Origin of the sequence: Aminobacter sp. BA135 (genome assembly GCF_050859125.1) — a bacterium.
Taxonomy (GTDB): domain Bacteria; phylum Pseudomonadota; class Alphaproteobacteria; order Rhizobiales; family Rhizobiaceae; genus Aminobacter; species Aminobacter ciceronei.
Genome location: NZ_CP139572.1, coordinates 21,175 through 47,680, shown reverse-complemented (window position 1 = coordinate 47,680; position 26,506 = coordinate 21,175). Strand labels below are relative to the sequence as shown.

The window sequence follows — 26,506 nt, the reverse complement described above, 5'->3', positions numbered from 1 at the left end:
GGCTAAATCGATTTGCAGCGGCAATGGCCGTAAATCATTGCTGCCTTGCAACATTCGACGAATTGACCCTGCGCGTTTTGCATGCCAAACGCCCGAAAAACTTTATTTAGAACGCCCCTGCGGCGCCGGAATTCTGGAGCGCATCTCATGACCGATACTGTCTCCCTTCATGGCCTTTCTGTTGCGCGCGCGCTCCACGACTTCGTGGTCTCGGAGGCACTTCCTGGGACGGGTGTCGATGCGGAGGCGTTCTGGGAAGGTTTTGCCGCGATCGTGCATGATCTGGCGCCGAAGAACCGGGCGCTTTTGGAAAAGCGCGACGACTTCCAGCTCAAGCTCGACGCCTGGTACCGCAAGCATGGCGCCCCGCACGACATGGCCGCCTATAAGGCGTTTCTGAGCGAGATCGGTTATCTGGTCCCCGAGGGCCCGGCCTTTGCTGTCACGACGGAGAATGTCGATCCCGAGATCGCCACCGTCGCCGGGCCGCAGCTTGTCGTGCCTGTCATGAATGCGCGTTATGCGCTGAACGCCGCCAACGCACGCTGGGGTTCGCTCTATGACGCGCTCTACGGCACCGATGCGATCCCGGATGCCGATGGCGCCGAAAAGGGCAAGGGCTACAATCCCAAGCGCGGCCAAAAGGTCATCGCCTGGGCCAAGGCCTTTTTGGACGCGTCCGCACCGCTGGCGTCGGGCAACTGGTCTGACGTGACTGCGCTTGCCGTCGAGGGCGGTGCGCTCAAGCTTGCCACCGCTGCCGGTTCGGTTGCGCTGGGTGATGCAAAACAGTTCGCCGGCTATCGCGGCGAGGCCAACAACCCCGACGCGGTGCTTCTGGTCAAGAATGGCCTGCATGTCGAGGTGGTGGTCGACAGGGACAGTGCGATCGGCAAGACCGATCCGGCCGGCATTTCGGACATGATCCTGGAATCGGCTTTGACCACCATCCAGGACTGCGAGGATTCGGTCGCGGCAGTGGACGCCGAAGACAAGGTCGCCGTCTACCGCAACTGGCTCGGCCTGATGAAGGGCGATTTGTCCGAAAGCTTCGACAAGGGCGGCAAGCTTGTCACCCGCAAGCTCAATGCCGACCGTGCCTACACCGGTGCCGATGGCAAGACTGTCTCGCTGCCCGGCCGGTCGCTGATGCTGGTGCGCAATGTCGGTCACCTGATGACCAACCCGGCGATCCATGACCGCGACGGCCACGAGGTGCCCGAAGGCATCATGGATGCGGCAATCACCGCACTGATTGCCCTGCACGATGTCGGCGCCAATGGGCGTCGCATGAATTCCCGCGCCGGCTCGATGTATGTCGTCAAGCCGAAGATGCATGGTCCCGAAGAGGTGGCCTTTGCCGTGGAGATCTTCGACCGCGTCGAGCGCCTTGTCGGCATGCCGCGCAAGACCATCAAGATGGGCATCATGGACGAGGAGCGGCGCACCACGATCAATCTCAGGGAATGCATCCGTGCTGCCAAGGAACGCGTGGTGTTCATCAACACCGGCTTCCTCGACCGCACCGGCGACGAGATCCACAGCTCGATGGAAGCCGGCCCGATGGTGCGCAAGGGCGACATGAAGCAGGCGCCTTGGATCAATGCCTATGAGGCCTGGAACGTCGACACCGGTCTCGAATGCGGTCTCTCCGGCCATGCCCAGATCGGCAAGGGCATGTGGGCGATGCCCGACCTGATGGCAGCGATGCTGGAGCAGAAGATCGCCCACCCACGCGCCGGCGCCAACACCGCCTGGGTGCCGTCGCCGACGGCAGCGACGCTTCATGCCACCCACTACCACAAGGTCGACGTGCACGCCGTGCAAGACCAGCTGAAGAGCCGGCCCAAGGCGCGGCTCGACGACATCCTGTCGGTGCCTGTGGTCGTCCGTCCCAACTGGACGCCCGACGAGATCCAGCGCGAGCTCGACAACAACGCGCAGGGCATCCTGGGTTATGTCGTGCGCTGGATCGACCAGGGCGTCGGCTGTTCCAAGGTTCCCGACATCAACGATGTCGGGCTGATGGAAGATCGCGCCACCTTGCGCATCTCGTCGCAGCACATCGCCAACTGGCTACGCCATGACGTCTGCTCACACATCCAGGTGATGGATTCCTTGCAGCGCATGGCAGCGATCGTCGACCGGCAGAATGTCGGCGATCCGCTGTACAAGCCGATGGCGCCCGAGTTCGACCAGTCGACCGCCTTCCGCGCCGCCTGCGACCTCGTCTTCGAAGGCCGCGCCCAGCCCAATGGCTATACCGAACCGGTCCTCCACAAGCGCAGGCTCGAGCTCAAGGCGAAGATGAGGGGCTGATCATTGCCAACGGAATGCTAAGCAGTCCGTGGTAACTTAACACCTATGATGGTGCTTCTTCACACCCCCCTCTGGCCTGCCGGCCGTTCGTCGTTCGAAAAGCCAAGCAATTGGCTTTTCGTCGCCTGCGGCGACCACTCCTCGCCCCGCCGCAAGGGGGGAGATCAGCTGTCACGCAGACCTTCGCAAAACAGCAAGGTTGCAGGACCAGCGGGAGCGTGGCCGCTGCCAATCTCCCCCCTTGCGGGGGAGATGCCCGGCAGGGCAGAGGGGGGTGCGCAGAAGCGCGCCCTGACAACCCCCAAGCGGCGCCTACCATGATCCTGCTCGCCATCGACTGTGCCGCCAGCCTCTGTGCCGCCAGCGTCTACGATGTCGGCGCCGGCCGCGAGCTTGGTCGCTCCGTGCGCGACCTCGGCAAGGGCCATGCCGAGCATCTGATGGCCGTCATCGACGAAGCCTTGGCGCAGGCCGGCAAGAGCTATTCCGATCTCGGGCGGATTGCGGTTTCCACCGGGCCGGGCTCGTTCACCGGCGTGCGGGTTGCGGTATCGGCGGCGCGCGGCTTTTCGCTGGCGCTGAAAATCCCCGCTGTCGGCGTGTCCACGCTGGAGGCGCTGGCCGCCGAGACGCGCGCGGCGCTTGGGCCGCGCAAGGTGCTTGCCGCACACGACGCAGGCCGCGCCGAACTGCATGCGGCAGTCTATGACAAAGACGGACAGGCGATCCACGCACCGGCGGTACTGACGCTCGACGAGGCCGTTGTCATCGCTGGTTCCGATGCAATGGCGCTGGCCGGCACCGCGGCGCAGCTGATCGCCGGCGCTGCCACCGGCAAGGTGTTCGAGTTCGGGCCCGTGTCGGCCACCGCCGACATCGGCACCTATGCCCGCATCGCAGCCGGCAAGGCCGGCGATGGTGAGCGACCGAAGCCTATTTATCTGAGAGCACCGGATGCCAAGCCGCAGGCTGGCTTCGTGCTGCCTAGGGAAGAGAAATGAAACTGCCCTTCTGGCCGCTGAAACGCGACTACGCTCTTGAACTCCTGACAATAGGCGACAGCGCCGCCATCGCTCCCTTGCATCGCGAGGATTTCGTCAGGCCGTGGTCGGGCGAGGAGTTTTCCCAGCTTCTGGACCAGGACACGGTGTTCGGCTTCGCCGTCCGCGAGATCGGTCATGGCGCGGAGGCCCCCGCCGGCTTCGTGCTGGCCAGGCTTGCGGCGGGCGAAGCAGAAATCCTGACGATTGCGGTTTCGCGCGCGCATCGCCGGCATGGGCTGGGCTGGCGCTTGATGGACGCGGTGCTGCGCGAACTGCACGCCCAGCGCGCGGAAGCGCTGTTCCTCGAGGTCGACGAGACCAATGTGCCGGCGATCGGCCTTTACCGCAAATTCGGCTTCCACGAGGTCGGCAAGCGCCCGAACTATTACCAGTCGGCGCAGGGCGCGACGGGCGCGCTTGTCATGCGGCTCGATCTTCGCTAGCCAGAAGCCCGAAATTAATAGGGCATCGAGCACTACATGATCGGAAAGATCCGTACGGGGCTCGCGCTCTTCTGGATGGTTGCGGCCTCGCTGGTGCTGGTGCCGCTGCAGGTCATCTCGATGAAGACCGGCTTGTGGCCGGAAACCGTGATCCTGAAGATCTGGCACCGCGCCATGCTAAAGGCGCTGGGCATGCGCGTGCACGTCGTCGGTGAGATGGTGAAGACCCGACCGCTGATGATCGCCTCCAACCACATCTCCTGGACCGACATCATGGCGATGGGGTCGCGTTTCGACGTCACCTTCATCGCCAAGTCGGAACTCAATGGCTGGCCGATCTTTGGTTTCCTGTCACGGCTGCAGCGCACGGTCTTCATCGAGCGCGAACGCAAGCGCAAGTCCGGCGACCAGGCCAGCGAGATCGCCAGGCGTCTCGCCGCCGGCAACGCCATGGTGCTGTTTGCCGAAGGCAGCACCGGTGATGGCAACATGCTGTTGCCGTTCAAGAGCACACTGTTTGGTGCCGCCTCGATGGCGATCGCCGAAGGCGCCGCCGAACATGTCGTCATCCAGCCGGTGTCGATCGCCTATACCCGCATACATGGCATTCCGCTTGGCCGCCAGCATCGCCCGCTCGCCAGCTGGATCGGCGACATGGACCTGGTGCCGCATGTCGGTCAGTTGCTCGCCGAAGGCGGGCTCGACGTCGAGATCCGCTTCGGCGAGCCGATCGACTTTTCCGCCAAATCGAGCCGCAAGGAAGCGACGCGTCTGATGGAAGAGCGGGTTCGTGACATGATGCAGCAGTCGCTCGGTCAGCCGTTGCCGGCGCGCTGAAGGGCGCGCGGCCTGCGGCCGCTACGGCGCCGGGGCTAAACCGTCTGTTTTTTGCCGCCGAAAGGCGTTAATAGGCGCGGCATGGAACTCGACGATATGTTTGAAATTATGCCGGAAGCCTTTGGCGAAGTCGCCGCGGCAAGCACCAGCGCGGACAAGAAGGTCTTCATCAAGACCTATGGCTGCCAGATGAATGTCTACGACTCGCAGCGCATGAGCGATGCGCTCGCTGCCGACGGCTACGCCGCGACCGAGACCATCGACGACGCCGACCTGGTGTTGCTCAACACTTGCCACATCAGGGAAAAGGCCGCCGAGAAGGTCTATTCGGAGCTTGGCCGCCTGCGCCAGCTCAAAGCCGAGCGGGCCGAGGCCGGGCGCGAGATGATCGTCGGCGTCACCGGCTGCGTCGCCCAGGCCGAGGGTCGCGAGATCATCCGCCGTGCTTCGGCGGTCGATCTCGTCGTCGGGCCGCAGACCTATCACCGCCTGCCCGAGGTGGTGAAGAAGGCACGTGGCGGCCAGAAGGTGGTCGAGACCGAATATGCGCTCGAGGACAAGTTCGAGCACCTGCCGCAGCCGCGCAAGGCCGAGGTCGCCAAGCGCGGCGTTACCGCCTTCCTGACCGTCCAGGAAGGCTGCGACAAGTTCTGCACCTTCTGCGTGGTGCCCTATACCAGGGGCTCGGAGGTGTCGCGCTCGGTCGCCCAGATCGTCACCGAGGCCGAAAGGCTGGCTGAAGCAGGCGTGCGTGAGGTCACGCTTCTCGGCCAGAACGTCAACGCCTGGCATGGCGAGGGCGCCGACGGCAAGGAGTGGGGGCTTGGCCGCCTGCTTTACCGGCTCGCGGAAATCCCCGGCATCGCCCGGCTGCGCTACACCACCAGCCACCCGCGCGACATGGACGACGAGCTGATTTCAGCCCATCGCGACCTGCGCGCCCTGATGCCCTATCTGCATCTGCCGGTTCAGTCAGGCTCGGACCGCATACTCAAGGCGATGAACCGCAGACATACTGCGGTTGATTATCTCAAGCTGATCGATCGAATCCGCGCTGCCCGTCCCGACATCGCCATGTCGGGCGATTTCATCGTCGGTTTTCCCGGCGAGACGGATGCCGATTTCGAGGCTACAATGGAGATCGTGCGCCAGACCAATTACGCCTCGGCCTACACGTTCAAATATTCGCCGCGTCCCGGCACGCCGGGCGCCGACATGGACGGTCATGTCGAGGAAAAGGTCAAGGACGAGCGCCTGCAGCGGCTGCAAAAGCTGATCACCGAGCAGCAACACGCCTTCGCCGACGGGCTGGTCGGACAGACGATTTCGACGCTGATCGAAAAGCCGGGCCGCCAGCCTGGGCAGATCGTCGGACGGTCGCCATGGCTGCAGCCGGTTATTGTTGATGAAAAGGCCGGCGAAATCGGTGACATTGTTGATGTGCGAATCACGAAGACAGGCACCAACAGCCTGTTCGCCGAGGCGGTCTGATCGGCCGTACGGCAGATGAGGAGAGACGGTTGAGCGCTGCTGAACTCAAGAACCTGCCCTCCGGGGCGTCTGACATGGCGCACATCGTACTGACCTTCGACAACAACAAGCTAGCCAGTGCGCTATATGGCCAGTTCGACGAGAACCTGGCCCGTCTCGAACAGAAACTCGGCGTCGACATCCGCTCTCGCGGCAACCAGCTGACCATCAAGGGCAGCGCGACTGCTGCCGAGCAGGCGCGCCGTGCGCTCGATCATCTCTATGCCATCCTGCAGAAAGGCGGCGAAGTGGCGCAATCCGACGTAGACGGCGCCGTGCGCATGGCGGTTGCTCCCGACGACCAGCTGACGCTGCCGACGCTGGAGCGCAAGGGCAAGATGGCCGCCGCCCAGATTTCGACCCGCAAGCGCACCATCTATGCCCGCTCGCTCAACCAGGATGCCTATATGCGGGCGCTGGAGCGCGCCGAGCTCGTCTTCGGCATCGGCCCTGCCGGTACCGGCAAGACCTATCTGGCGGTGGCGCATGCCGCCATGCTGCTCGAACGCGGCATGGTCGAGCGCATCATCCTGTCGCGACCGGCGGTGGAAGCGGGCGAACGCCTCGGCTTCCTGCCCGGCGACATGAAGGAGAAGGTCGATCCCTATCTGCGGCCGCTCTACGACGCGCTCTACGACATGATGCCGGCCGACAAGGTCGAGCGGGCGATCGCAGCCGAGGTCATCGAGATCGCGCCGCTGGCCTTCATGCGTGGCCGCACGCTGGCCCATTCGGCCGTCATCCTCGACGAGGCGCAGAACACCACCTCGATGCAGATGAAGATGTTCCTGACCCGACTCGGCGAAGGCTCGCGCATGATCATCACGGGCGACCCGACGCAGATCGACTTGCCGCCCAACACCAAGTCGGGCCTGGTCGAGGCGCTGCGCATCCTCGACGGCGTGCCGGGTGCCGTGACCGTGCGCTTCAACGACGCCGACGTCGTTCGCCATCCGCTCGTCGCCGAGATCGTCAGGGCCTATGACCGCGACGGCAAGGTCGCGCGCGGCCTTGGCACCGAGGGTTGATCGGGAAAAGTTTTGGCCATGCCTGACAAGAAAACACCGGCGTCCGCCGTTGCGGCGGGCGCTCTCGACATTGGCTTGATGATCGAGGAAGGCGGTTGGCCGGACGAAGACACGCTGCGTGCAATCGTCGACCGTGCCGTGCCTGTTGTCCTTGCCGAGGCTGAGGTCGAGGTGGTGGACGGCGTCGAGCTCAGCCTGGTTTTCACCGACGACGATGCCATCCAGAGCCTCAACGCCGAATGGCGCCAGAAGGACAAGCCGACCAACGTGCTGTCCTTTCCGGCCTTCCCGATGGCGCCGGGCGACGCTTTGCCGCCGATGCTCGGCGACATCGTACTTGCCTACGAGACGGTGCAGCGCGAGGCCGAGCTTGAAGGCAAGCCACTCGAAAACCACATAACCCACCTCATAATCCACGGACTCCTGCACCTTTTGGGGTATGATCACGAGACCGACGAGGAGGCCGAGGAAATGGAGGCGCTTGAACGCCAGGCGCTGGCGAGGCTTGCCATTCCCGATCCCTACGCGTAACAGGGACGAACAACGACCGGACGACGATGAACGACAAGCAAGAGACTGCCGCCACGCCGGACACGGGAACCGCGGCAAGGGCCTCCGACCAGACCGAGGACGGACCTAGTAGCAGTGCGCCGTTACAAGCGACGCACGACCCCCAGGCCGAGCGGCCAACATTCATCGAGCGGTTGAGCCGGTTTTTCCGTCACCGCAGCAACGGCACCAATATCCGTGAGGAAATTGTCGACGCGCTGGCCGAAACCGGCAGCGACGTCGATTCGTTCTCGCCCGGCGAACGTGCCATGCTCAACAACATCCTCCGGCTCCGCGAAGTCAGGGTCGAGGATGTCATGGTGCCGCGAGCCGACGTCGAGGCGATCGAGCTGTCGACGACCCTCGGCGAGTTGCTTTCGGTGTTCGAGCAGTCGGGCCATTCGCGCATGCCTGTCTATGTCGAGACGCTCGACGATCCGCGCGGCATGGTCCACATCCGCGACGTGCTGGCTCACATCACCCGTGGCGCGCGTGTCAAGAAGGGCAGGGCGCGCAAGACGCAAGCCGCCGACATGCAACTGGATCTCGCCCAGGTCGACCTCAAGCGCACGATCGGCGACCTCAACCTGATCCGCACGGTGCTGTTCGTGCCGCCGTCGATGCTGGCCTCCGACCTGATGAGCCGCATGCAGGCGACGCGCACCCAGATGGCGCTGGTCATCGACGAGTATGGCGGCACCGATGGTCTCGTCTCGCTCGAGGACATCGTCGAGATGGTCGTCGGCGACATCGAGGACGAGCATGACGACGACGAGCCGATGATCACCCAGGCCGGCGATGGCGTTTATGTCGTCGACGGCAAGGCCGAGATCGAGGAAGTCGCCAAGGTTCTCGGCGAGGAGTTCTCGCCCGGCGAACACAGCGAATATGTCGACACCATTGGCGGCATGATCTTCAACGCCCTCGGCCGCGTGCCGGCGCGCGGTGAAGTGGTGCAGGCGATCCCAGGCTTCGAGTTCCATGTGCTCGACGCCGATCCGCGCCGCGTCAAGCGCGTCCGCATCGTCCACAGCGTCAAGAGCGAGCGCCGCCGTCGCGCCAAGGCTGAACAGGCGTGAGCCTGTTCCCGCCGGGCGGTCCGCCATTTGGTGCCGCCCTGCGGTGCTGCTACACCTTCGATCCGTGATTCTGCGACGAGGGCACGGATGGAGCGTCATGCTGGGCGGATAATTCTGCTGTGGGGATGGAAAAGGGCGCTTGTCGCCTTTGTGGCCGGCGCCTTTGCCGTCCTCGGTCAAGCGCCTTACGATTTCTTCGCCGCCTGCTTCGTCTCGTTCCCGATCTTGGTCTGGCTGCTCGACGGCGCCGTCGCCGACAGGCCGGCGGGTTTCATCCGCCGCCTCATGCCGGCCTTTTCCACCGGCTGGTGGTTCGGCTTCGGCTATTTCCTCGCCGGCCTGTGGTGGGTCGGCGGCGCATTGCTGGTCGAAGCCGAGAGTTTTGCTTGGGCGCTGCCTTTCGCCGTCGTCGGCATCCCGCTGATCCTGGCTTTTTTCTACGGTTTCGCTGCCGCGCTGGCGCGGCTGTTGTGGAGCGACGGCATTGGCCGCATTGCAGCGCTTGCCTTCGCCTTCGGCCTGATCGAGTGGCTGCGAACCTTCCTGTTTACCGGTTTTCCGTGGAATCCGCTCGGCTTCGCGGCCATGCCCGTGCCTCTGTTCATGCAGAGCGTGACGATTGCAGGCGTCACCGGCATGAACGTGCTGGCGGTCTTCGTCTTTGCCATGCCGGCGCTGCTCGCCGACCGGCGTAACCTCAAGCTCGGCACGGCCCTTGCCGCAGTGCTGATCGCGGCCCATGCCGGATATGGCTATTTCAGGCTGTCCAGGCCGGCACAGCCTGCCGGGCGGACGCTCAATGTCCGCATCGTTCAGCCCAATATCGACCTCAGCGAAAAATGGGATGGCCGCGTCCGCGACCGCATCTTTGCCAGCATGCTGCAGCTCTCGGCCGAGGCGCCCAAGCCGGGTGCGAAAAAGCCGGACCTGATCATCTGGCCCGAAACCTCGGTGCCATTCCTGTTCACCGAACGGCCGGATGCGCTGGTGGCGATCGGCGACATGCTGGGCGACGGCCAAACCCTGATGGCCGGCACCGTGCGCGCCGAAGGCGAATCGGTAGCCGGCGCCGACACCCGCTATTACAATTCCGTCGTCTCCATCAACGACAGGGGCGAGATCGTCGATGCCATCGACAAGGTCCATCTCGTACCCTTCGGCGAGTACATCCCTTTCGCCGGACTGATGGAGCGGATCGGGCTGACGCAGCTCGTCGCCGGGCCGATGAACTTCTCCGCCGGCACCGACCGGCGACCGCTCGAGCTGCCCAGCGGCATCAAGGCATCAGCCTTCATTTGTTATGAAATTATCTTTCCCCGCATGGTTGCAGTTGACGCAGCGTCAACTGGGATTATTGTAAACGTGACCAACGACGCGTGGTTTGGCGACACTCCGGGCCCCTACCAGCATTTCCGGCAGTCGCAGGTCCGCGCGGTCGAAAACGGGTTGCCGGTCCTGCGCGCGGCCAACACAGGAATTTCCGGCATTGTCGACCCGAGCGGGCGAGTTGTGGATGCACTTGCGATGAACGTTCGCGGCACCATCGATGTCTCGCTTCCGGTGGCCGCCATTGGCGCTGCCTCGCCGCCGTTTTCGCGCGTTAACGCTTTCCTGATCATGTTGTTGATTGCCGTAGCGGCAAGTGGCTTGAAGCTCAGACAGAGGCTCAGGGCGAATTGACACTGCGCTTGTTAGAAACTCATATGTCGCCGCGCAGCCAGAAGCTGTGCCAATCAACGTCTGCACCCGGACGCAATAAACTGCCCTGAATGGGGTGCCTGCCCAAATAATAAGCTGGAAAAATCCGGCGAGGAAAGACAGTGGAAAAAGAGAACAAGAAAAAGCCAAATCCGACCGACGTCTACGTCGGCGGACGCATTCGCCTGCGACGCAATATGCTTGGAATGAGCCAGGAGAAACTTGGAGAGAGCCTCGGCATTACTTTTCAGCAAATCCAGAAATACGAAAAAGGAACAAATCGTGTCGGAGCGAGTCGCCTTCAGGCCATCGCTTCCATCCTGAGCGTTCCGGTTGCTTTCTTCTTCGAGGATGCCCCCGGCGCCGAGGGCGGCGAGAACAAGGGGCTGTCGGAAGATTCGTCCACGTCTTTTGTGGTCGATTTTCTCTCGAGCGCCGAAGGCCTCCAGCTCAACCGCGCTTTTGCCCGGATTTCCAACCCCAAGGTTCGGCGCAAGGTTATCGAGTTGGCTAAGGTCCTGGCTGACGACGAAGACCAGTAGCAGCGCAGCGTTGCGCGGCCCGCCGGGATGCGCGAGCCGCGCCCCGACTGCCCGAAAATCGCTTCTGATCTTCGGGCCGATGCGCGAGTGCGACGGCGATGCGCCGTCGCAACTCCCTTGCATTAACAGCGCTTCCGCGATGAAGCCTGCTTGACGAGGTCTGGCAGGCTTCGCTAACACGTGTCGCGCCAAATGATCGGCATCGCGCCGATCGCTTTCTAGAGGGGACATCCCGTGCAGCGGCAGAATTATCTTTTCACCTCCGAGTCCGTATCCGAAGGTCACCCCGACAAGGTGTGCGACCGCATTTCCGATGAGATCGTCGATCTCGTCTATCGTGAAGCCAAAAAGACCGGCATGGATCCGTGGAAGGTCCGCGTTGCCTGTGAAACCCTGGCAACCACCAACCGCGTCGTGATCGCCGGCGAAGTTCGCGTGCCGGACACGCTGCTGAAGAAAGACAAGAACGGCCAAGTCGTGAAGGACGCCGCCGGTCATCCGGTCGTCAATCCGTCCAAGTTCAAGTCGGTGGCCCGCAAGGCCATCCGCGCCATCGGCTACGAGCAGGCCGGCTTCCACTGGAAGACCGCCCGCATCGACGTGCTGCTGCACGGCCAGTCGCCCGACATCGGCCAGGGCGTCGACAGCGCCGCCGACCGCCAGGGCGAAGAGGGTGCTGGCGACCAGGGCATCATGTTCGGTTATGCCTGCCGCGAAACGCCCGACCTGATGCCGGCGCCGATCTATTACAGCCACAAGATTCTCGAACTGCTGGCTTCGGCCCGCCACGAGGGCCAGGGCGATGTCGGAAAGCTCGGTCCGGATGCCAAGAGCCAGGTCACCGTGCGCTACCAGGACGGCAAGGCCCATGAAGTGACTCAGATCGTGCTTTCGACCCAGCACCTCGATGGCAGCTGGGATTCGGGCAAGGTCCGCAAGGTCGTCGAGCCCTACATCCGCGAAGCCCTTGGCGACCTCGAGATCGCCAACGACTGTAACTGGTACATCAACCCGACCGGCAAGTTCGTCATCGGCGGTCCTGACGGCGACGCCGGCCTGACCGGCCGCAAGATCATCGTCGACACTTACGGCGGCGCTGCCCCGCATGGCGGCGGTGCGTTCTCCGGCAAGGACACCACCAAGGTCGACCGCTCCGCAGCCTATGCCGCGCGCTACCTCGCCAAGAACGTCGTTGCGGCCAAGCTTGCCGACCGTTGCACCATCCAGCTGTCCTACGCCATCGGCGTCGCCCAGCCGCTGTCGGTCTATGTCGACCTGCACGGCACCGGCAAGGTCGACGAGGCGGTGCTGGAAGATGCGCTGCGCCAGGTCATGGACCTGTCGCCGTCGGGCATCCGCCGTCACCTCGACCTCAACAAGCCGATCTATGCCAAGACTTCGTCCTACGGCCATTTCGGCCGCAAGGCCGGTCGCGACGGTTCTTTCTCCTGGGAGAAGACCGATCTGGTGAAGGCACTCAAGGACGCCGTTGCCGGCAAGGAAGCGGTCGCCGCTTGAGGCGACCGTAGGACCACCAATGGAACAGGAACCGCGCCGCAGCCGCTCGACGGAAGCCTTCTTCGGGCGTCGGCGCGGCAAGCCCATCCGCCCCTATCAGGCGGAGGCGCTTGAGCAGGGATTGGCACGCCTCGGCATCGACCTGGGCGTGGCTGCTCCCGCTGATCTTCGCACTATGTTCGAAGCCGAGGTTTCGAAGGTCAGGCTCGAGATCGGTTTCGGCGGCGGCGAACATCTTCGCCATATTGCTGCGAACAATGCCGATGACGGCTTCATCGGCATTGAGCCCTTCGTCAACGGCATGGCCAAGATGGCTGCGGCGCTGCATGAAAAGCCACTCGCCAACATCCGCCTCTACGACGAGGACGCCACCCAGCTGCTCGACTGGCTGCCGGAGGCCTCGCTCGACGGCATCGACCTGCTGTATCCCGACCCGTGGCGCAAGAAAAAGCACTGGAAGCGCCGTTTCGTCAGCCCGGTCAATCTCGACCGCTTCGCCCGCGTGCTGAAAAGCGGCGCGAAGTTTCGCTTCGCCTCGGACATCGACACCTATGTCAACTGGACGCTGCAGCACTGCCGCGCCCACCCTGCCTTCGACTGGCCGGCCGCTGATGCCAAGGACTGGCACACCCCCTACGAAGGCTGGACCCGCACCCGCTACGAAGCCAAGGCCATCCGTGAGAACCGCACGCCGGCCTATCTGACCTTCGTCAGGACGTAGGGCGCGATCCCTTCTCTCCTTGCGGGAGAAGGTGCCCCGAAAGGGCGGATGACGGGTGTTGGATGAAGCGCGGCGACGTCCTCCCGGCCGAGCGGAGCGAGAGCCGGGACCCAGTGACTGGATCATCGTGAAGGGCTGCCAGGTCCTTGCTTCGTTGGCCTTCATGGATGCAACCGCAAGGCCAGATCCCGGCCGTGCTCATCAATGGTCCCGGACAACCTGCGCTTCGCTAAGTTCTCCGGGATGACGAGCGCTCCTTTTCGGGCTGCTAGGCGTCGGCGGCCTTCCCGAACGCCACCCTGACCCTGAGCCCACGGCCATCGGCCCCGGCCAACAGCTCCAGCCGGCCGCCGAACAGCGAGGCGATTTCCTCGACGATCGGCAGGCCGAGACCGGCGCCGGGCTTGTCGCCTGCTCGCCCGCGGACGAAGCGCTGGCGCACGCCTTCAAGATCAGCGGGCGCGATCCCCGGACCGGTGTCCTCGACCTCCAGCACCACCTCGGTGCCACCGTCGAACACCTTGACCGTCGCCTCGGCGTCGCTGCCGGCATAGGCAAGCACGTTCTCGATCAGGTTGCGGATCATTTCGCCGAGCAGCATCGGCTCGCCGCGCACGAACAGCGGCTCTTCGCCCTCGAAGCCAAGGTCGATGCCGGCGGCATGCGCCTGGGTGACGCGATCGGCGGTGAGCTGCTGGGCAAGCTCGGTCAGGTTGACCGCGCCAAGGTTCTTCAGCCGGTCGGATGCCGCTTCGTCGACCTTGGCGAGCAACAGCAGCTGGGCGATGACGCGCTCGGCATGGGCCACCGCCTCGTCGCCCATCCGGGCCGCCTGCCGCGCCTCTTCCAGCGAATGGGCGCGCGAGGCGAGCGCCAGCTGGGTCCGGATAATGGTCAGCGGCGTGCGCAGCTGGTGGCTGGCATTGCCGGTGAAATGCCGCATCGCGCCGAGCGCCGAGCCGAGCCGGCCCATGAAGGAATTGACCGTGTCGACCAGTCCGCGCACCTCCTTCGGCACCGACTGCTCGATCGGGTGCAGGTCGTCGGGATTGCGCTCGGCGATGGCGTCGCGGAGCCGGTAGAGCGGCCTGAGCGAGAAGGTGACGGCGAACCAGACGATCGCCGCCGCACTGCCGATCAGGATGGCGAGTCTCAGCGCCGAGCGCAGCAGGATTGTCTGCGCCAGCTGGGTGCGGGCGATCGTCGTTTCGGCAATGGTGACGACGAACGGGATCGAGGTCGCACCCGTCGAGGCGGCGCGGGACAGTGAAGTGAGCCGGATCGGCTCGCCGCGGAAGCTGGCATCTTCATATCCGCTCTCTTCGAGCTCCAGCCCGTCGATGACGGGCAGCGTCTGGTAGCCGGTGATGAAGCCGTCGGGGCCGTCGACGCGGTAGAAGACGCGGTCCTGTGCGGCCGAGGTCAGCATTTCCAGCGCGACATAGGGGATGTCGACCTCCAACGCCCCGTCCTCGGCCACCACCACGCGCTCGGCGATCGCCAGTGCCGAGCCGGCGAGCACGCGGTCGGAAACGGCATTCGCCGTCTCGACCGCCTCGCGATAGGTGTCGACGAGCGCAATCAGGCCAAGCGTGACCAGCGGCACAAGGAGCCACAGCAACAGCCGTCGGCGGAGCGAATAGGGCCGCGTCCGCGCCATCAGGGGCTTTGGATCTTTTCGAGATAATAGCCGATGCCGCGCGCCGTCCTGACCGTCAGGCCGTAGGGCGCCAGACGCTTGCGCAGCCGGCTGACATATTGCTCGATCGCATTGGCGCTCAAATCCTCGTCGAAGCCGGCGAGCGATTCGATGATCGCCTGCTTGGCGACGACCTTGCCGGCACGCATGAACAATGTTTCGAGCAGTGCCAGTTCCCGCGCCGGGATGTCGATGGCCGCCCCGTGCGAGGAGAAGCTGCGTGTGTTGAGGTCGAGCTGGACCTCGCCGAAGCTGACTGTGGCGGCCTTCAACCCGGCGCGGCGGCGCAGCAGCGTGCGGACACGCGCCTCCAGTTCGCCGACGTCGAAGGGCTTGACCATGTAATCGTCGGCGCCGAGGTCGAGGCCCTTGACCCGCTCGTCGAGCGAATGCCTGGCCGACAGGATCAGCACGGCGGCGTCGTGCTGGCGCCCGCGCATGGTGCGCAGCACGTCGAGCCCGTCCATCTCCGGCAAATTGAGGTCGAGGATGACGAGATCGAAGCGTTCGGTGGCGAGCACCGCGACAGCGGACGCGCCGTCGCCGACCACGTCGACGGCATAGCCGCTGCCCTTGAGCACCGCCGCCAGCCCGCCTGCCAGCGTCGCGTTGTCCTCCACCACCAGAATGCGCAACCCTGTTCTCCTTGCCCGCCCGATCCGAACGATGCCCATTCACCGGGCAAAGGTCCATAGCCCGTTCGACGCACCCGCCCGTTGTGTCGTCCGGCGCGCTGAGGCATGGTCCGGCGATCATGCGCCTAGCCATTCTCACCGCCCTTGCCTGCCTTTCAGCCCCCGTGCGGGCAGAGGTTACCGTGTTTCCCGCGCTCAACGGTGCTTCGGACGCGCGCACGCTCGTCGTCTATTCCTCTCTCGACGCGCCGCTGAACAATCCGATGATTGCCGGCTTCCAGAAAGCCAATCCAGGCGTTGCCGTCCGCTATGAGGAATTGCAGACCGTCGACATCTATGACCGCGTGCTGGCCGAGACCGACGCCGGCAAGGGCACTGCCGACATCGCCTTTTCCTCGGCGATGGACCTGCAGGTCAAGCTCGCCAATGACGGTTACGCCCAGGAAAGCCGGCTGCCTCTGTCCGACCGCTGGCCGCGCTGGGCCAACTGGCGCGACACCGCCTATGCCCTGACCTACGAGCCGGCGGTGTTCGTCTACCACAAGCCGAGCTTCAAGGATGCCGAGCCGCCGGCGACGCGCGGCCAGTTCGTCGACTATCTCAAGTCGCAGGGCGACAGGGTCTATGGCCGCATCGCCACCTACGACATCGAGCGCTCCGGTGTCGGCTTCATGTTCATGGCGCGTGACCAGGAGCAGTATCCCGACATCTGGTCAGTGATCCGCGCCATGGGGGCGGCGGGCGTCAAGCTTTATTCGACGAGCAGCGCGATCCTCGAGCGCATCGCCGACGGCCGCTTCGTGCTCGGCTACAACATTCTGGGCTCCTATGCCGCCGACTGGGCGGCGCGCAACCCGGATGTCGGCATCGTCCTGCCCAAGGACTATACGGTGGTGATGTCGCGCATCGGCCTGGTGCCGGCGGCGGCCAGGTCGCCCGACCTCGGCCGCCGCTATCTCGAATATTTCATGTCGGCCGAGGGCCAGACTGTCATGGCGCGGCAACTGCATATCGCTGCCGTCAATCCTGACGTCTCGGGCGAGAACACCGCCAACCGGATGCAGGAGGTGCTGGGCGGGCAACTGCGCCCGGTGCCGGTCAGCCCGGGCCTGATGGTCTATCTCGACCAGGTCAAGCGCTCGCGCGTCATCGGGCGCTGGAACGAGGCGCTGCGCAGCCCCTGACGTCAGGATGTTCCCAAGCTGTTGCATCGGTGTCAGTCTGATGTCAGGTTGCTGCGATAGGGAAGTTTTGGCCCACCCGTTGGAGGCGGCGAAGGCTCGGAAAGTTCGGGAGGATTTCGAACACGTTTCCGCTAAGGCTACCCGACGGCGGCACTCACCGTCGCGCAGAGGAGCCAGGAAACGCTGCATAAAGAGGCCGGCGTTCAGCTGGCCCGTTCCTTCCCCAATACGTTCCGGGACGCTGCTTCAGGCGCGGGCTTCGAAACTGAAAAAGCATTTTGTCCCGCGCATGCGGGCAAGGGAGGAACAGCAATGAAGCAGTTCGTATTGGCATCCATCATCGCAGGCGCGCTTGCCCTGCCGGCGGCCGCGGCCGACTACAAGATCATGGCGCCGGCAGCGCCTGGCGGCGGCTGGGACCAGACCGCGCGTTCGATGCAGACCGCACTCCAGGACGAGAAGATCTCCGGCTCGGTCCAGGTCAACAACGTTCCGGGTGCCGGCGGCACTATCGGTCTCGCCCAGTTCGTCAACCAGGCCAATGGCGATCCGGCACAGCTGATCGTCGGCGGCTACGTCATGGTCGGCGCCATCCTGACCAACGCCTCGCCCGTCACGCTCGACCAGGTCACCCCGATCGCGCGCCTGACCGGTGAATATGAAGCGCTGGTGGTTCCGGCCGCTTCCGACATCAAGGACATGGCCGGCCTCGTCGCCAAGCTGAAGGCTGATCCGGGTTCGGTTTCCTGGGGCGGCGGCTCGGCCGGCGGCACCGACCACATCACGGCCGGCCTGATCGCCAAGGCTGCCGGCGTCGACCCGACCAAGGTCAACTATATCGCCTATTCCGGCGGTGGCGAGGCTCTAGCTGCCATCCTCGGCGGCCAGGTGACGGTCGGCATTTCCGGCTACGGCGAATTTGCCGAGCAGATCAAGGCCGGCACGCTGCGCATCATCGGCATCTCGTCGGATGCCAAGGTCGAAGGCATCGATGCCCCGACCTTCAAGGAAGGCGGCGTTGACGTCTCGATCCAGAATTGGCGCATGGTCGCTGCTGCTCCCGGCATCTCGGCCGAGCAGAAGGCGGCCGTCCTCGCCGACGTCGAAAAGATGGTGACCTCGGCCTCGTGGACCAAGATCCTCGCCGACAAGGGTTGGGCCAATACCTATCTCGCCGGCGACGACTTCGCAGCCCAGCTGAAGAAGGACACCGAGGCGACGTCCGCCATCCTGAAAGACATCGGCCTGGTGAAATGAGCCTGGACAACCAGCAACAAGAAAGGCGCCGCCCCGACCGGGCGGCGCTTGTCATCGCCGCCCTGCTGATGGTGGTGTCTCTGGTCATTGCCTGGAGCACAGCCAGCCATGGCGCCGGCGCCAACTATGCCCGCGTCGGCCCGACAACGTTTCCCTATGTAATTGCTGTGGCCTTTTTCGGCCTGTCAATCTGGACGTTCTTCGAAGCCTGGCGTGGCGACTTCCCCGAGCGCGAAAAGCAGGAGATCAGCCCGATCCTTTGGATCGTCGGCGGTCTTGCCGCCCAGATGCTGCTGCTCAAGACAGCTGGCTTCTCGATCGCCACCGGATTGCTCTTTGCCGCAACGGCACGCGCTTTTGGCCGCGGACCGCTGTGGAAGACGATCCCGATCGGGTTCGTGCTTTCATTCGTTGTCTGGATCATTTTCGCCAAGGGACTGCAGCTCTCGCTGCCCGCCGGCCCGCTCGAACATCTGTTGTTCTGAGCGATTATCAAGGGAGCTCGGCTCTAAATGGATACCTTCGGTCTGCTCGCGCAGGGGCTGCTCACGGCACTCGAGCCGATGAACATGCTTTATGCGCTGATCGGCGTGACGCTCGGCACGGCTGTCGGCGTTCTTCCCGGCATCGGCCCGGCACTGACCGTCGCCCTGCTTTTGCCGGTCACTTACAAGCTTGATCCCGCGGGCTCGCTGATCATGTTCGCCGGCATCTACTACGGCGGCATGTATGGCGGCTCGACGACGTCGATCCTGCTCAACACGCCTGGCGAAAGTGCCTCGATCGTGACTGCGCTCGAAGGCAACAAGATGGCGCGTGCCGGGCGAGGCGGCCCGGCACTGGCAACGGCCGCCATCGGCTCGTTCGTTGCCGGACTGATCGCCACGGTCGGTCTCGCCTTTGTCGCGCCGACGGTCGTCAAGATGGCGCTGTCCTTTGGCCCGGCCGAATATTTTGCGCTGATGATCCTGGCCTTCATGACCGTCTCCGCCGCCTTCGGCGATTCGACGTTGCGCGGACTGACGGCGCTGTTCATCGGCCTCGGCCTCGGTCTCATCGGCATCGACCTGCAGACCGGCCAGGCGCGCCTGGCTTTCGGCATTCCCGACCTGCTCGACGGCATCGAGGTGACGACGCTTGCGGTCGCGCTGTTCGCCGTCGGTGAAGCGCTCAGCGTCGCTGCCAGCAGGGGTGGCGATTCGACCATCCAGGCGATCAAGGGTTCGGTGTGGATGACGCGCGAGGACTGGAGCCGGTCATGGAAGCCATGGCTGCGCGGCACCGCAATCGGCTTCCCGATCGGCGCCATGCCGGCCGGCGGCGCCGAAATCGGCACGTTCCTGTCCTATTCGGTGGAAAAGAACCTGGCCAAGAAGCCGGAAGAGTTCGGCCATGGCGCCATCGAAGGCGTCGCAGGCCCCGAGGCGGCCAACAATGCTTCCGCGGCCGGCACGCTTGTGCCGCTGTTGACGCTCGGCCTGCCGACGACGGCGACCGCTGCCATCATGCTCGCCGGTTTCCAGCAATTCGGCCTGCAACCGGGACCGTTGCTGTTTGCGACCAACCCGCAGCTCGTCTGGGGCCTGATCGCCTCGCTGCTGGTCGCCAACCTGATGCTCCTGGTGCTCAACTTGCCGCTGGTCGGCGTCTGGGTCAGGCTGCTGACCATCCCACTGCCCTGGCTTTATTCGGGCATCCTGCTGTTTGCGACGCTCGGCACCATTGGCGCCAACCCCTCGACCTTCGAACTTGGCATGCTCCTGGCATTCGGTCTGCTCGGCTATGGTCTGCGCCGCTTCGGCTATCCTATCGCGCCCGTCGTTGTCGGTCTGATCCTTGGGCCGATGGCGGAGCAGCAGCTTCGCCGCGCGCTGGCCATCAGCCAGGGCGACCCGACGATCCTGGTGCATTCGCCGATCGCGATCGTGTTGCTGCTGCTTGCGGCGACTGCCGTCCTGCTGCCGCTGTATCTGCGTGCCCGTGGCCGGGGCAAGGTGCTGGCCCAGCTGGGCGCCAACGAGGACTGAGTTCGTCTCGTCCTATGAAACGAAAAAAGCCGAGGCCCGGAATCCCGGCCTCGGCTTTTCTTTGCCTCATGGGGGAGGCTGAGTACCCAGGGACAGAGCGACGGTCAGAATAACCGGCCGCTCCGGAGCACTGCCCGGCTGGCCCGTCTCGGCTATCGCCAATGACCGGCCAGCGGTGCGCTCTCTACCCTGAATGCCTTGATCAGTATTTGCGGATGCGGTCGAAGTGCATCGGGTCGATGCCCAGCATCACCAGGTCCTGGTTGGTTGGGCGATGACCGCGCTCGACGGCTGCTGCTGCAGCGACGGCGCTACCAAAGGTGCGGACCAGTACGCCAATGCGGCCAAATTGCTTGCGGGTGCTCATCTCGGTGTCCTCTTTTGCGCTGCATCAACATTTTTGTGCAACGCACCAAATATAGGTGACGCAGAGAGAAGCGGTAGTGGTGTCCGCGCATGTTTGCCATGCATCTGCTGCAATGGTCGGTTAAACAAGTGCCAGTGGACGCAACCGGCCACAGGACTTGAAAGGCGCGCCGCCTTGGGCTATATCAGCCTCAAATTCTTGGTCGGTATGACGAAGAGTGGGTCCACCCGGTCCCGCTCTTTTTTGTTACCTGCCGACCGTCTGGAGAACCAATGACCGAAAACGCAGTCGAACAGACAGGCGACGACCGCATCATTCGCGAGACCGGCATCGACGCCCGCATCGCCCTGATCGTTCAGCCCGTCCTTCGCGCGATCGGCTTCCGCCTCGTTCGCATCCGCCTCTCGGGCCAGAACGGGCTGACGCTGCAGATCATGACCGAGCGCGAAGACGGCACCATGACCGTCCAGGATTGCGAAGAGGTGAGCCGCGCGGTTTCGCCTGCTCTCGATGTCGATGATCCGATCGAAAAGGCGTATCATCTCGAAGTCTCGTCGCCGGGCATCGACCGGCCGCTGGTCCGCAAGTCGGATTTCGGCAACTGGATCGGTCACATCGTCAAGATGGAGACCTCGGTCATGGTTGCCGATCGCAAGCGCTTCCGCGGCAAGATCGCCGAAGTCGACGAAGAGAGCGTCCTGATCCAGCGCGACCAGGCTGCTTACGGCGAGGAGCCGACCGTGCGCGTGCCTTTCGAGGCGATCTCGGATGCCCGGCTGATCCTCACCGACGATCTTATTCGCGATGCCCTGAGCAAGGACAATCAGGCGCGCAAGGAAGCACGGAAGCGTCGCGGCGAAGCCGAGGATGCGCCGGAAGACGAAGAAACCGAAACGGAAGATTGATAGAGCCGAACGGCTGGGCAAGGTCCGGCCGGCCGCTCCGGGAGAAAGACAATGGTTGTAAGCGCCAACAGGCTCGAACTGCTGCAGATCGCCGATGCGGTCGCCCGCGAGAAGTCGATCGACAAGTCGATCGTCATCGCCGCCATGGCCGACGCGATCCAGAAGGCAGCGCGCTCGCGCTATGGTCAGGAGACCAACATCCGCGCCGACATCAACCCCAACACGGGTGAGATGAAGCTGCAGCGCCTGATGGAAGTTGTCGACAAGGTCGAGGACTATGCCACCCAGATCGCCCTGACCTCGGCACGCGAGCGCAACCCCGACGCCCAGCTCGGCGACTTCATCGCCGAACAGCTGCCGCCGATGGATTTCGGCCGCATTGCCGCCCAGTCGGCCAAGCAGGTCATCGTCCAGAAGGTGCGTGAAGCCGAGCGCGATCGCCAGTACGACGAATACAAGGATCGCATCGGCGAGATCGTCAACGGCACGGTCAAGCGCGTCGAATACGGCAACGTCATCGTCGACCTCGGCCGTGGCGAGGCGATCATCCGCCGCGACGAGCTGATCCCCCGCGAAAACTACAAGTATGGCGACCGCGTCCGTGCTTACGTCTACGACGTGCGCCGCGAGCAGCGCGGCCCGCAGATCTTCCTGTCGCGTACCCATCCGCAGTTCATGGCGAAGCTGTTCACCATGGAAGTGCCGGAAATCTACGACGGCATCATCGAGATCAAGTCGGTTGCCCGCGACCCTGGTTCGCGCGCCAAGATCGCCGTCATCTCGCGTGACAGCTCGATCGACCCGGTCGGCGCCTGCGTCGGTATGCGTGGTTCGCGCGTTCAGGCCGTCGTCGGTGAGCTCCAGGGCGAAAAGATCGACATCATTCCGTGGTCGCCTTCGGCTGCCTCCTTCATCGTCAACGCCCTGCAGCCGGCTGAAGTCGCCAAGGTCGTTCTCGACGAGGACGCCGAGCGCATCGAAGTCGTGGTTCCTGATGATCAGCTGTCGCTGGCCATCGGCCGCCGCGGTCAGAATGTGCGCCTGGCTTCGCAGCTGACCGGCTGGGACATCGACATCCTGACCGAACAGGAAGAGTCGGAGCGCCGTCAGAAGGAATTCGTCGAGCGTTCGACCCTGTTCATGGAATCGCTCGACGTCGACGAGATGGTCGGCCAGGTTCTGGCCTCCGAAGGCTTCACCTCGGTTGAGGAAGTTGCTTACGTCGATGCCGACGAAATCGCATCGATCGACGGCTTCGACGAGGACACCGCTTCCGAGATCCAGACCCGCGCCCGCGAATATCTCGGCAAGATCGAGGCCGAGCACGACGAGAAGCGCAAGTCGCTCGGCGTGCAAGACGAGCTGCGCGAGATCCCCGGCATCACCACCGCGATGCTGGTGGCGCTCGGCAATGACGGTGTCACCACTGTCGAGGACTTCGCCGGCTACGCCGCCGACGATCTCGTCGGCTGGAAGGAACGCAAGGACGGAGAGACCAAGTTCTTCCCCGGCGTGCTCGCCGACTTCGGCGTCTCGCGCACCGACGCGGAACAGATGGTTGTTGCTGCCCGACGCATGGTCGGCTGGATCGCCGAGGACGAGATTGCGTCCGAGGAAGAGCCTGCCGACGTCGCCGGTGAGTGACGTGAGGCCGGCCGGAGAATCTGTTGGACGAGATGAACGATCGCACCTGCATCGTCACGCGCAAAAGCGCCGAACCGGATAATCTGATCCGTTTCGTCGTCGGCCCGGATTCGGCCGTCTATCCCGATCTCAAAAGAAATCTGCCCGGCCGCGGTTGCTGGGTGACGGCCGACCGCCTACATATCGACAAGGCGGCGGCCAAGGGCATGTTCGCCCGTGCCTTCAAGGCGCAGGTCGTCGTGCCGCCCGATCTGGGCGCAATGGTGGATAATCTGCTCGCCCGGTCAGCACTTGGCTCGCTTGGGCTTGCCCGCAAGGCCGGTCTGGTGGCACTAGGTGCCGCCAAGGTCGACTCCACGGTCCGTGCCGGCAAGGCGCTTCTAGTACTCCATGCTTACGAGGGCGCCGAGGATGGCGTCCGCAAGATCACCCAGGCCCGCAAGGCCACGGTGCATATCGGCGGGCCTGCCACGCCCGCCTACAAACTTTTTTCGGAAGCGGAATTGGGTTTGGCATTGGGGGCAACAAATGTGATACATGCTGCCGTCCTCGCGGGAGAAGCGGGCAAGGCGGTCGCGAAGCGCATGGTTGCGCTTGACCGATATCGGGGCGGATCCCCGGATGATCTGGCAATGATTGCGGCGATTGCCTACGACGATGATGCCGCAGAGGATATGGAATGAGCGATAGCAAATCGGGCGATGACAACACGTTGAGCGTCACTCCGAAGAAGACCTTGACGCTGAAGCGCCCGGGATCGGAGCAGGGAACGGTACGCCAGAACTTCTCGCACGGCCGCACCAAGCAGGTCGTCGTGGAGACGAAGAAGCGTAAGTTCTCCATGCCCGGCGACAAGCACGAGCCGACGCCGACGGCACAGACTGTTTTCGCGCCCAAGCCCCAGCCGGCAGCGCCCGCACCGGCAGCGCCGGTTGCGCCCGTGGCAGCAGCGCCCGTTGCTCCGACACCGGTCGCGGCAGCTCCTGCGCCCAGGCCTGCCCCGACGCCCGCCCCCGCGCCGGCGCCCGTCGCGAAAGAGGCACCGCGGCCTGCGCCGCGCCAGCCCGAGCGCTCGGGCATGGTGCTGAACTCATTGTCGCGCAGCGAGATGGATGCCCGTCGTCGTGCGCTCGAAGGCTCGGTCGCGCGCGAACAGGAAGATCGCGCCCGTGCTGCCGAAGACGCACGCCGCCGCGCCGAAGAAGACGAGCGCCGCCGCAAGGAGCGCGAGGATTCGGCTCGCCGCCAGGCGGAGGAGGAAGCCCGGCTCAAGACCGAGGCTGAATCGCGCCGCCGCGCCGAGGACGAAGCCCGCCGCCGTGCGCCGGCCGCTGCCCTCGAAGCCAATGTGCCTGACGAAGTGGAAGCCAAGCCGAAGGGCCGCGTTGGCCCCGGTGCTGCAACCGCATCGCCGATTCGCCGCGTTGCGACCCCGGAGATCGCCCGTCCGGCCAAGACCAAGACCGAGGACGACCGTCGTCGTGGCAAGCTGACGCTCAACACGGCGCTGTCTTCCGCGGATGGCGACGCACGTTCGCGTTCGCTGTCGGCGATGCGTCGCCGCCAGGAGAAGTTCAAGCGTGCGATGCACCAGGAGACGCGCGAAAAGATCGTGCGCGAGGTCATCCTTCCTGAGACCATCACGATCCAGGAACTGGCCCAGCGCATGTCCGAGCGCGCCGTCGAGGTCGTCAAGTTCTTCATGAAGCAGGGCCAGATGCTGAAGCCGGGCGACGTCATCGACGCCGATACGGCCGAACTGGTGGCTGGCGAGTTCGGCCACACGGTCCGCCGCGTTGCTGAGTCCGACATCGAAGAAGGCCTGTTCGACATCGCCGATCACAGCACGACACTGGTGTCGCGTCCGCCTGTGGTCACCATCATGGGCCACGTTGATCACGGCAAGACGTCGCTGCTCGATGCCATCCGCAATGCCAATGTCGTGTCGGGCGAAGCCGGTGGCATCACCCAGCACATCGGCGCCTACCAGGTCGAAAAGAACGGTCAGAAGATCACCTTCATCGACACCCCTGGCCACGCCGCCTTCACGGCGATGCGTGCCCGTGGCGCCCAGGCGACCGACATTGCGATCCTGGTGGTTGCGGCCGACGACAGCGTCATGCCGCAGACCATCGAGTCGATCAGCCATGCCAAGGCTGCCGGCGTGCCGATCATCGTTGCGATCAACAAGATCGACAAGCCGTCGGCGAACGCCCAGAAGGTCCGTACCGAGCTGCTGCGCCACGAAGTCTTTGTGGAATCTATGGGCGGTGAAGTTCTCGACGTCGAGGTTTCGGCGAAGAACGGCACCAATCTCGACAAGCTGCTCGAAGCGATCCTGCTGCAGGCCGAAGTTCTCGACCTGAAGGCCAACCCCGACCGTACGGCCGAGGGCGTGGTCATCGAAGCCAAGCTCGACAAGGGCCGTGGTCCGGTTGCGACCGTGCTCGTCCAGACCGGTACGCTGCTGCCGGGCGACATCCTCGTCGCCGGCGACCAGTGGGGCCGTGTCCGTGCCCTGGTCGACGATCGTGGCAACCGCCTCGAAGAAGCTCCGCCGTCGATGCCGGTCGAAATTCTCGGCCTCCAGGGCACGCCTCAGGCTGGCGACCGCTTCGCGGTCGTCAACAACGAGGCCCGCGCCCGCGAGATCACCGAGTACCGCCAGCGTCTGGCGCGCGACAAGGCTGTCGCCAAGCACGCCACCCAGCGCGGCTCGCTCGAACAGATGATGTCGCAGCTGCAATCGTCCGGCCTCAAGGAGTTCCCGCTCATCATCAAGGGTGACGTGCAGGGCTCGGTCGAAGCGATCATCGCAGCGCTCGACAAGCTCGGCACCGACGAGGTGCGTGCGCGCATCGTCCATTCGGGCGCCGGCGCGATCACCGAAAGCGACGTCACGCTCGCCGAAACGTCGGGTGCTGCAATCATCGGCTTCAACGTCCGCGCCAATGCGCAGGCACGTCACGCCGCTGAGCAGCAGGGCATCGAGATCCGCTACTACAACATCATCTACAGCCTCGTGGATGACATCAAGGATGCGATGTCGGGCCTGCTGTCGCCGGAGCGTCGCGAGACCTTCATCGGCAACGCCGAAATCCTCGAAGTCTTCAACATCACGAAGACGGGCAAGGTTGCGGGCTGCCGTGTCACCGAAGGCAAGGTCGAACGTGGTGCCGGCGTTCGCCTCATCCGCGACAACGTCGTCATCCACGAAGGCACGCTCAAGACGCTCAAGCGCTTCAAGGACGAAGTCTCCGAAGTGCCGGTCGGCCAGGAATGTGGTATGGCCTTCCAGAACTACGAGGACATGCGTCAGGGTGACATCATCGAGTGCTTCCGCGTCGAGATGATTACCCGGAGGCTCTAAGCCTCTGGCATTAGTCTAGTCATTTGGACGGTGGCCGTTCGGCCGCCGTCCGTTTTCGTGCAGCAGGATGTGCGGTCCCATTCCGCTCCCTGCGACATATGGATTTTCAGG

General features: G+C 64.2%; 23 protein-coding genes. 20 read left to right on the top strand and 3 right to left on the bottom strand.

Annotated features, from left to right (window positions below; genetic code table 11):
• The first annotated feature begins 147 nt into the window (after positions 1–147).
• From SLT36_RS00220 to trmB, 12 genes are all read left to right on the top strand, one after another.
• Positions 148–2,319 carry a malate synthase G gene (locus SLT36_RS00220; protein ID WP_432285235.1) on the top strand — a complete coding sequence of 724 codons (2,172 nt, stop codon included), beginning with the start codon at positions 148–150 and terminating at the stop codon, positions 2,317–2,319.
• Between the two features lie 317 nt (positions 2,320–2,636).
• Positions 2,637–3,320 (top strand): tRNA (adenosine(37)-N6)-threonylcarbamoyltransferase complex dimerization subunit type 1 TsaB, encoded by a 684-nt coding sequence (tsaB, locus tag SLT36_RS00215; RefSeq protein ID WP_432285234.1) that lies wholly within the window; start codon positions 2,637–2,639, stop codon positions 3,318–3,320.
• Positions 3,317–3,805 carry a GNAT family N-acetyltransferase gene (locus SLT36_RS00210; protein WP_432285233.1) on the top strand — a complete coding sequence of 163 codons (489 nt, stop codon included), beginning with the start codon at positions 3,317–3,319 and terminating at the stop codon, positions 3,803–3,805. The genes tsaB and SLT36_RS00210 overlap by 4 nt, the downstream gene beginning before the upstream one ends.
• 36 nt (positions 3,806–3,841) lie before the next feature.
• Positions 3,842–4,642 carry a lysophospholipid acyltransferase family protein gene (locus SLT36_RS00205; protein ID WP_432285232.1) on the top strand — a complete coding sequence of 267 codons (801 nt, stop codon included), beginning with the start codon at positions 3,842–3,844 and terminating at the stop codon, positions 4,640–4,642.
• 81 nt (positions 4,643–4,723) lie between these two features.
• A complete protein-coding gene (gene miaB, locus SLT36_RS00200; protein ID WP_432285231.1) occupies positions 4,724–6,133 on the top strand; it encodes a tRNA (N6-isopentenyl adenosine(37)-C2)-methylthiotransferase MiaB in 1,410 nt (469 codons plus the stop codon).
• A 74-nt stretch (positions 6,134–6,207) separates the two neighbouring features.
• Positions 6,208–7,200, top strand: a complete 993-nt coding sequence (locus SLT36_RS00195) for a PhoH family protein (protein WP_371746544.1) — start codon at positions 6,208–6,210, stop codon at positions 7,198–7,200.
• Between the two features lie 18 nt (positions 7,201–7,218).
• Entirely contained in the window at positions 7,219–7,731 is a 513-nt protein-coding gene (gene ybeY / locus SLT36_RS00190; protein WP_432285229.1) for an rRNA maturation RNase YbeY, read from the top strand.
• Between the two features lie 26 nt (positions 7,732–7,757).
• Complete coding sequence (locus tag SLT36_RS00185) at positions 7,758–8,828, top strand: hemolysin family protein (protein ID WP_154385953.1); 1,071 nt, start codon at positions 7,758–7,760, stop codon at positions 8,826–8,828.
• 87 nt (positions 8,829–8,915) lie between these two features.
• Positions 8,916–10,508 carry an apolipoprotein N-acyltransferase gene (gene lnt, locus SLT36_RS00180; protein ID WP_432285228.1) on the top strand — a complete coding sequence of 531 codons (1,593 nt, stop codon included), beginning with the start codon at positions 8,916–8,918 and terminating at the stop codon, positions 10,506–10,508.
• A 140-nt stretch (positions 10,509–10,648) separates the two neighbouring features.
• Positions 10,649–11,068 carry a helix-turn-helix domain-containing protein gene (locus SLT36_RS00175; protein WP_432285226.1) on the top strand — a complete coding sequence of 140 codons (420 nt, stop codon included), beginning with the start codon at positions 10,649–10,651 and terminating at the stop codon, positions 11,066–11,068.
• Between the two features lie 234 nt (positions 11,069–11,302).
• On the top strand, positions 11,303–12,586 hold the full coding sequence (metK, locus tag SLT36_RS00170) for a methionine adenosyltransferase (RefSeq protein WP_067954457.1): 1,284 nt from the start codon (positions 11,303–11,305) through the stop codon (positions 12,584–12,586).
• Between the two features lie 19 nt (positions 12,587–12,605).
• The gene (gene trmB, locus SLT36_RS00165) at positions 12,606–13,307 is read left to right on the top strand and encodes a tRNA (guanine(46)-N(7))-methyltransferase TrmB (protein ID WP_432285224.1); all 702 of its coding nucleotides are present in this window, start codon (positions 12,606–12,608) and stop codon (positions 13,305–13,307) included.
• 268 nt (positions 13,308–13,575) lie between these two features.
• Here trmB and SLT36_RS00160 read toward each other — a convergent pair whose 3' ends face one another.
• A complete protein-coding gene (locus SLT36_RS00160) occupies positions 13,576–14,967 on the bottom strand; it encodes a sensor histidine kinase N-terminal domain-containing protein (RefSeq protein ID WP_432285223.1) in 1,392 nt (463 codons plus the stop codon).
• Positions 14,967–15,641, bottom strand: coding sequence for a response regulator transcription factor (locus SLT36_RS00155; RefSeq protein ID WP_310319613.1), 675 nt, complete (start codon positions 15,639–15,641; stop codon positions 14,967–14,969). The genes SLT36_RS00160 and SLT36_RS00155 overlap by 1 nt, the downstream gene beginning before the upstream one ends.
• Before the next feature lie 119 nt (positions 15,642–15,760).
• Between SLT36_RS00155 and SLT36_RS00150 the strand changes: the two genes are divergently transcribed.
• The 4 genes from SLT36_RS00150 to SLT36_RS00135 all read left to right on the top strand — a co-directional run bounded on the left by SLT36_RS00150 (position 15,761) and on the right by SLT36_RS00135 (position 20,109).
• Positions 15,761–16,825: an ABC transporter substrate-binding protein gene (locus SLT36_RS00150; protein WP_432285222.1), complete on the top strand. Its 1,065-nt coding sequence runs from the start codon at positions 15,761–15,763 to the stop codon at positions 16,823–16,825.
• A gap of 312 nt (positions 16,826–17,137) precedes the next feature.
• Positions 17,138–18,082 carry a Bug family tripartite tricarboxylate transporter substrate binding protein gene (locus SLT36_RS00145; protein ID WP_067954450.1) on the top strand — a complete coding sequence of 315 codons (945 nt, stop codon included), beginning with the start codon at positions 17,138–17,140 and terminating at the stop codon, positions 18,080–18,082.
• On the top strand, positions 18,079–18,567 hold the full coding sequence (locus tag SLT36_RS00140; RefSeq protein WP_432285220.1) for a tripartite tricarboxylate transporter TctB family protein: 489 nt from the start codon (positions 18,079–18,081) through the stop codon (positions 18,565–18,567). The genes SLT36_RS00145 and SLT36_RS00140 overlap by 4 nt, the downstream gene beginning before the upstream one ends.
• A 27-nt stretch (positions 18,568–18,594) precedes the next feature.
• Positions 18,595–20,109, top strand: coding sequence for a tripartite tricarboxylate transporter permease (locus tag SLT36_RS00135; protein ID WP_067954447.1), 1,515 nt, complete (start codon positions 18,595–18,597; stop codon positions 20,107–20,109).
• Positions 20,110–20,311: 202 nt separating this feature from the next.
• On the opposite strand, the gene SLT36_RS00130 is transcribed toward SLT36_RS00135, so the two are convergent.
• Positions 20,312–20,476 (bottom strand): hypothetical protein, encoded by a 165-nt coding sequence (locus SLT36_RS00130; protein WP_169808283.1) that lies wholly within the window; start codon positions 20,474–20,476, stop codon positions 20,312–20,314.
• A gap of 272 nt (positions 20,477–20,748) precedes the next feature.
• On the opposite strand from SLT36_RS00130, the gene rimP reads away from it, so the two are divergent.
• From rimP to infB, 4 genes are read left to right on the top strand one after another with little or no spacing between them, the layout of a single operon-like run.
• On the top strand, positions 20,749–21,381 hold the full coding sequence (gene rimP / locus SLT36_RS00125) for a ribosome maturation factor RimP (protein WP_263005045.1): 633 nt from the start codon (positions 20,749–20,751) through the stop codon (positions 21,379–21,381).
• A gap of 51 nt (positions 21,382–21,432) precedes the next feature.
• Complete coding sequence (gene nusA / locus SLT36_RS00120) at positions 21,433–23,025, top strand: transcription termination factor NusA (protein WP_067954442.1); 1,593 nt, start codon at positions 21,433–21,435, stop codon at positions 23,023–23,025.
• 32 nt (positions 23,026–23,057) lie between these two features.
• Positions 23,058–23,708: an RNA-binding protein gene (locus tag SLT36_RS00115; protein WP_432288525.1), complete on the top strand. Its 651-nt coding sequence runs from the start codon at positions 23,058–23,060 to the stop codon at positions 23,706–23,708.
• Complete coding sequence (gene infB / locus SLT36_RS00110; protein WP_432285218.1) at positions 23,705–26,395, top strand: translation initiation factor IF-2; 2,691 nt, start codon at positions 23,705–23,707, stop codon at positions 26,393–26,395. Before SLT36_RS00115 ends, infB begins: the two co-directional genes overlap by 4 nt.
• Positions 26,396–26,506: the final 111 nt, after the last annotated feature.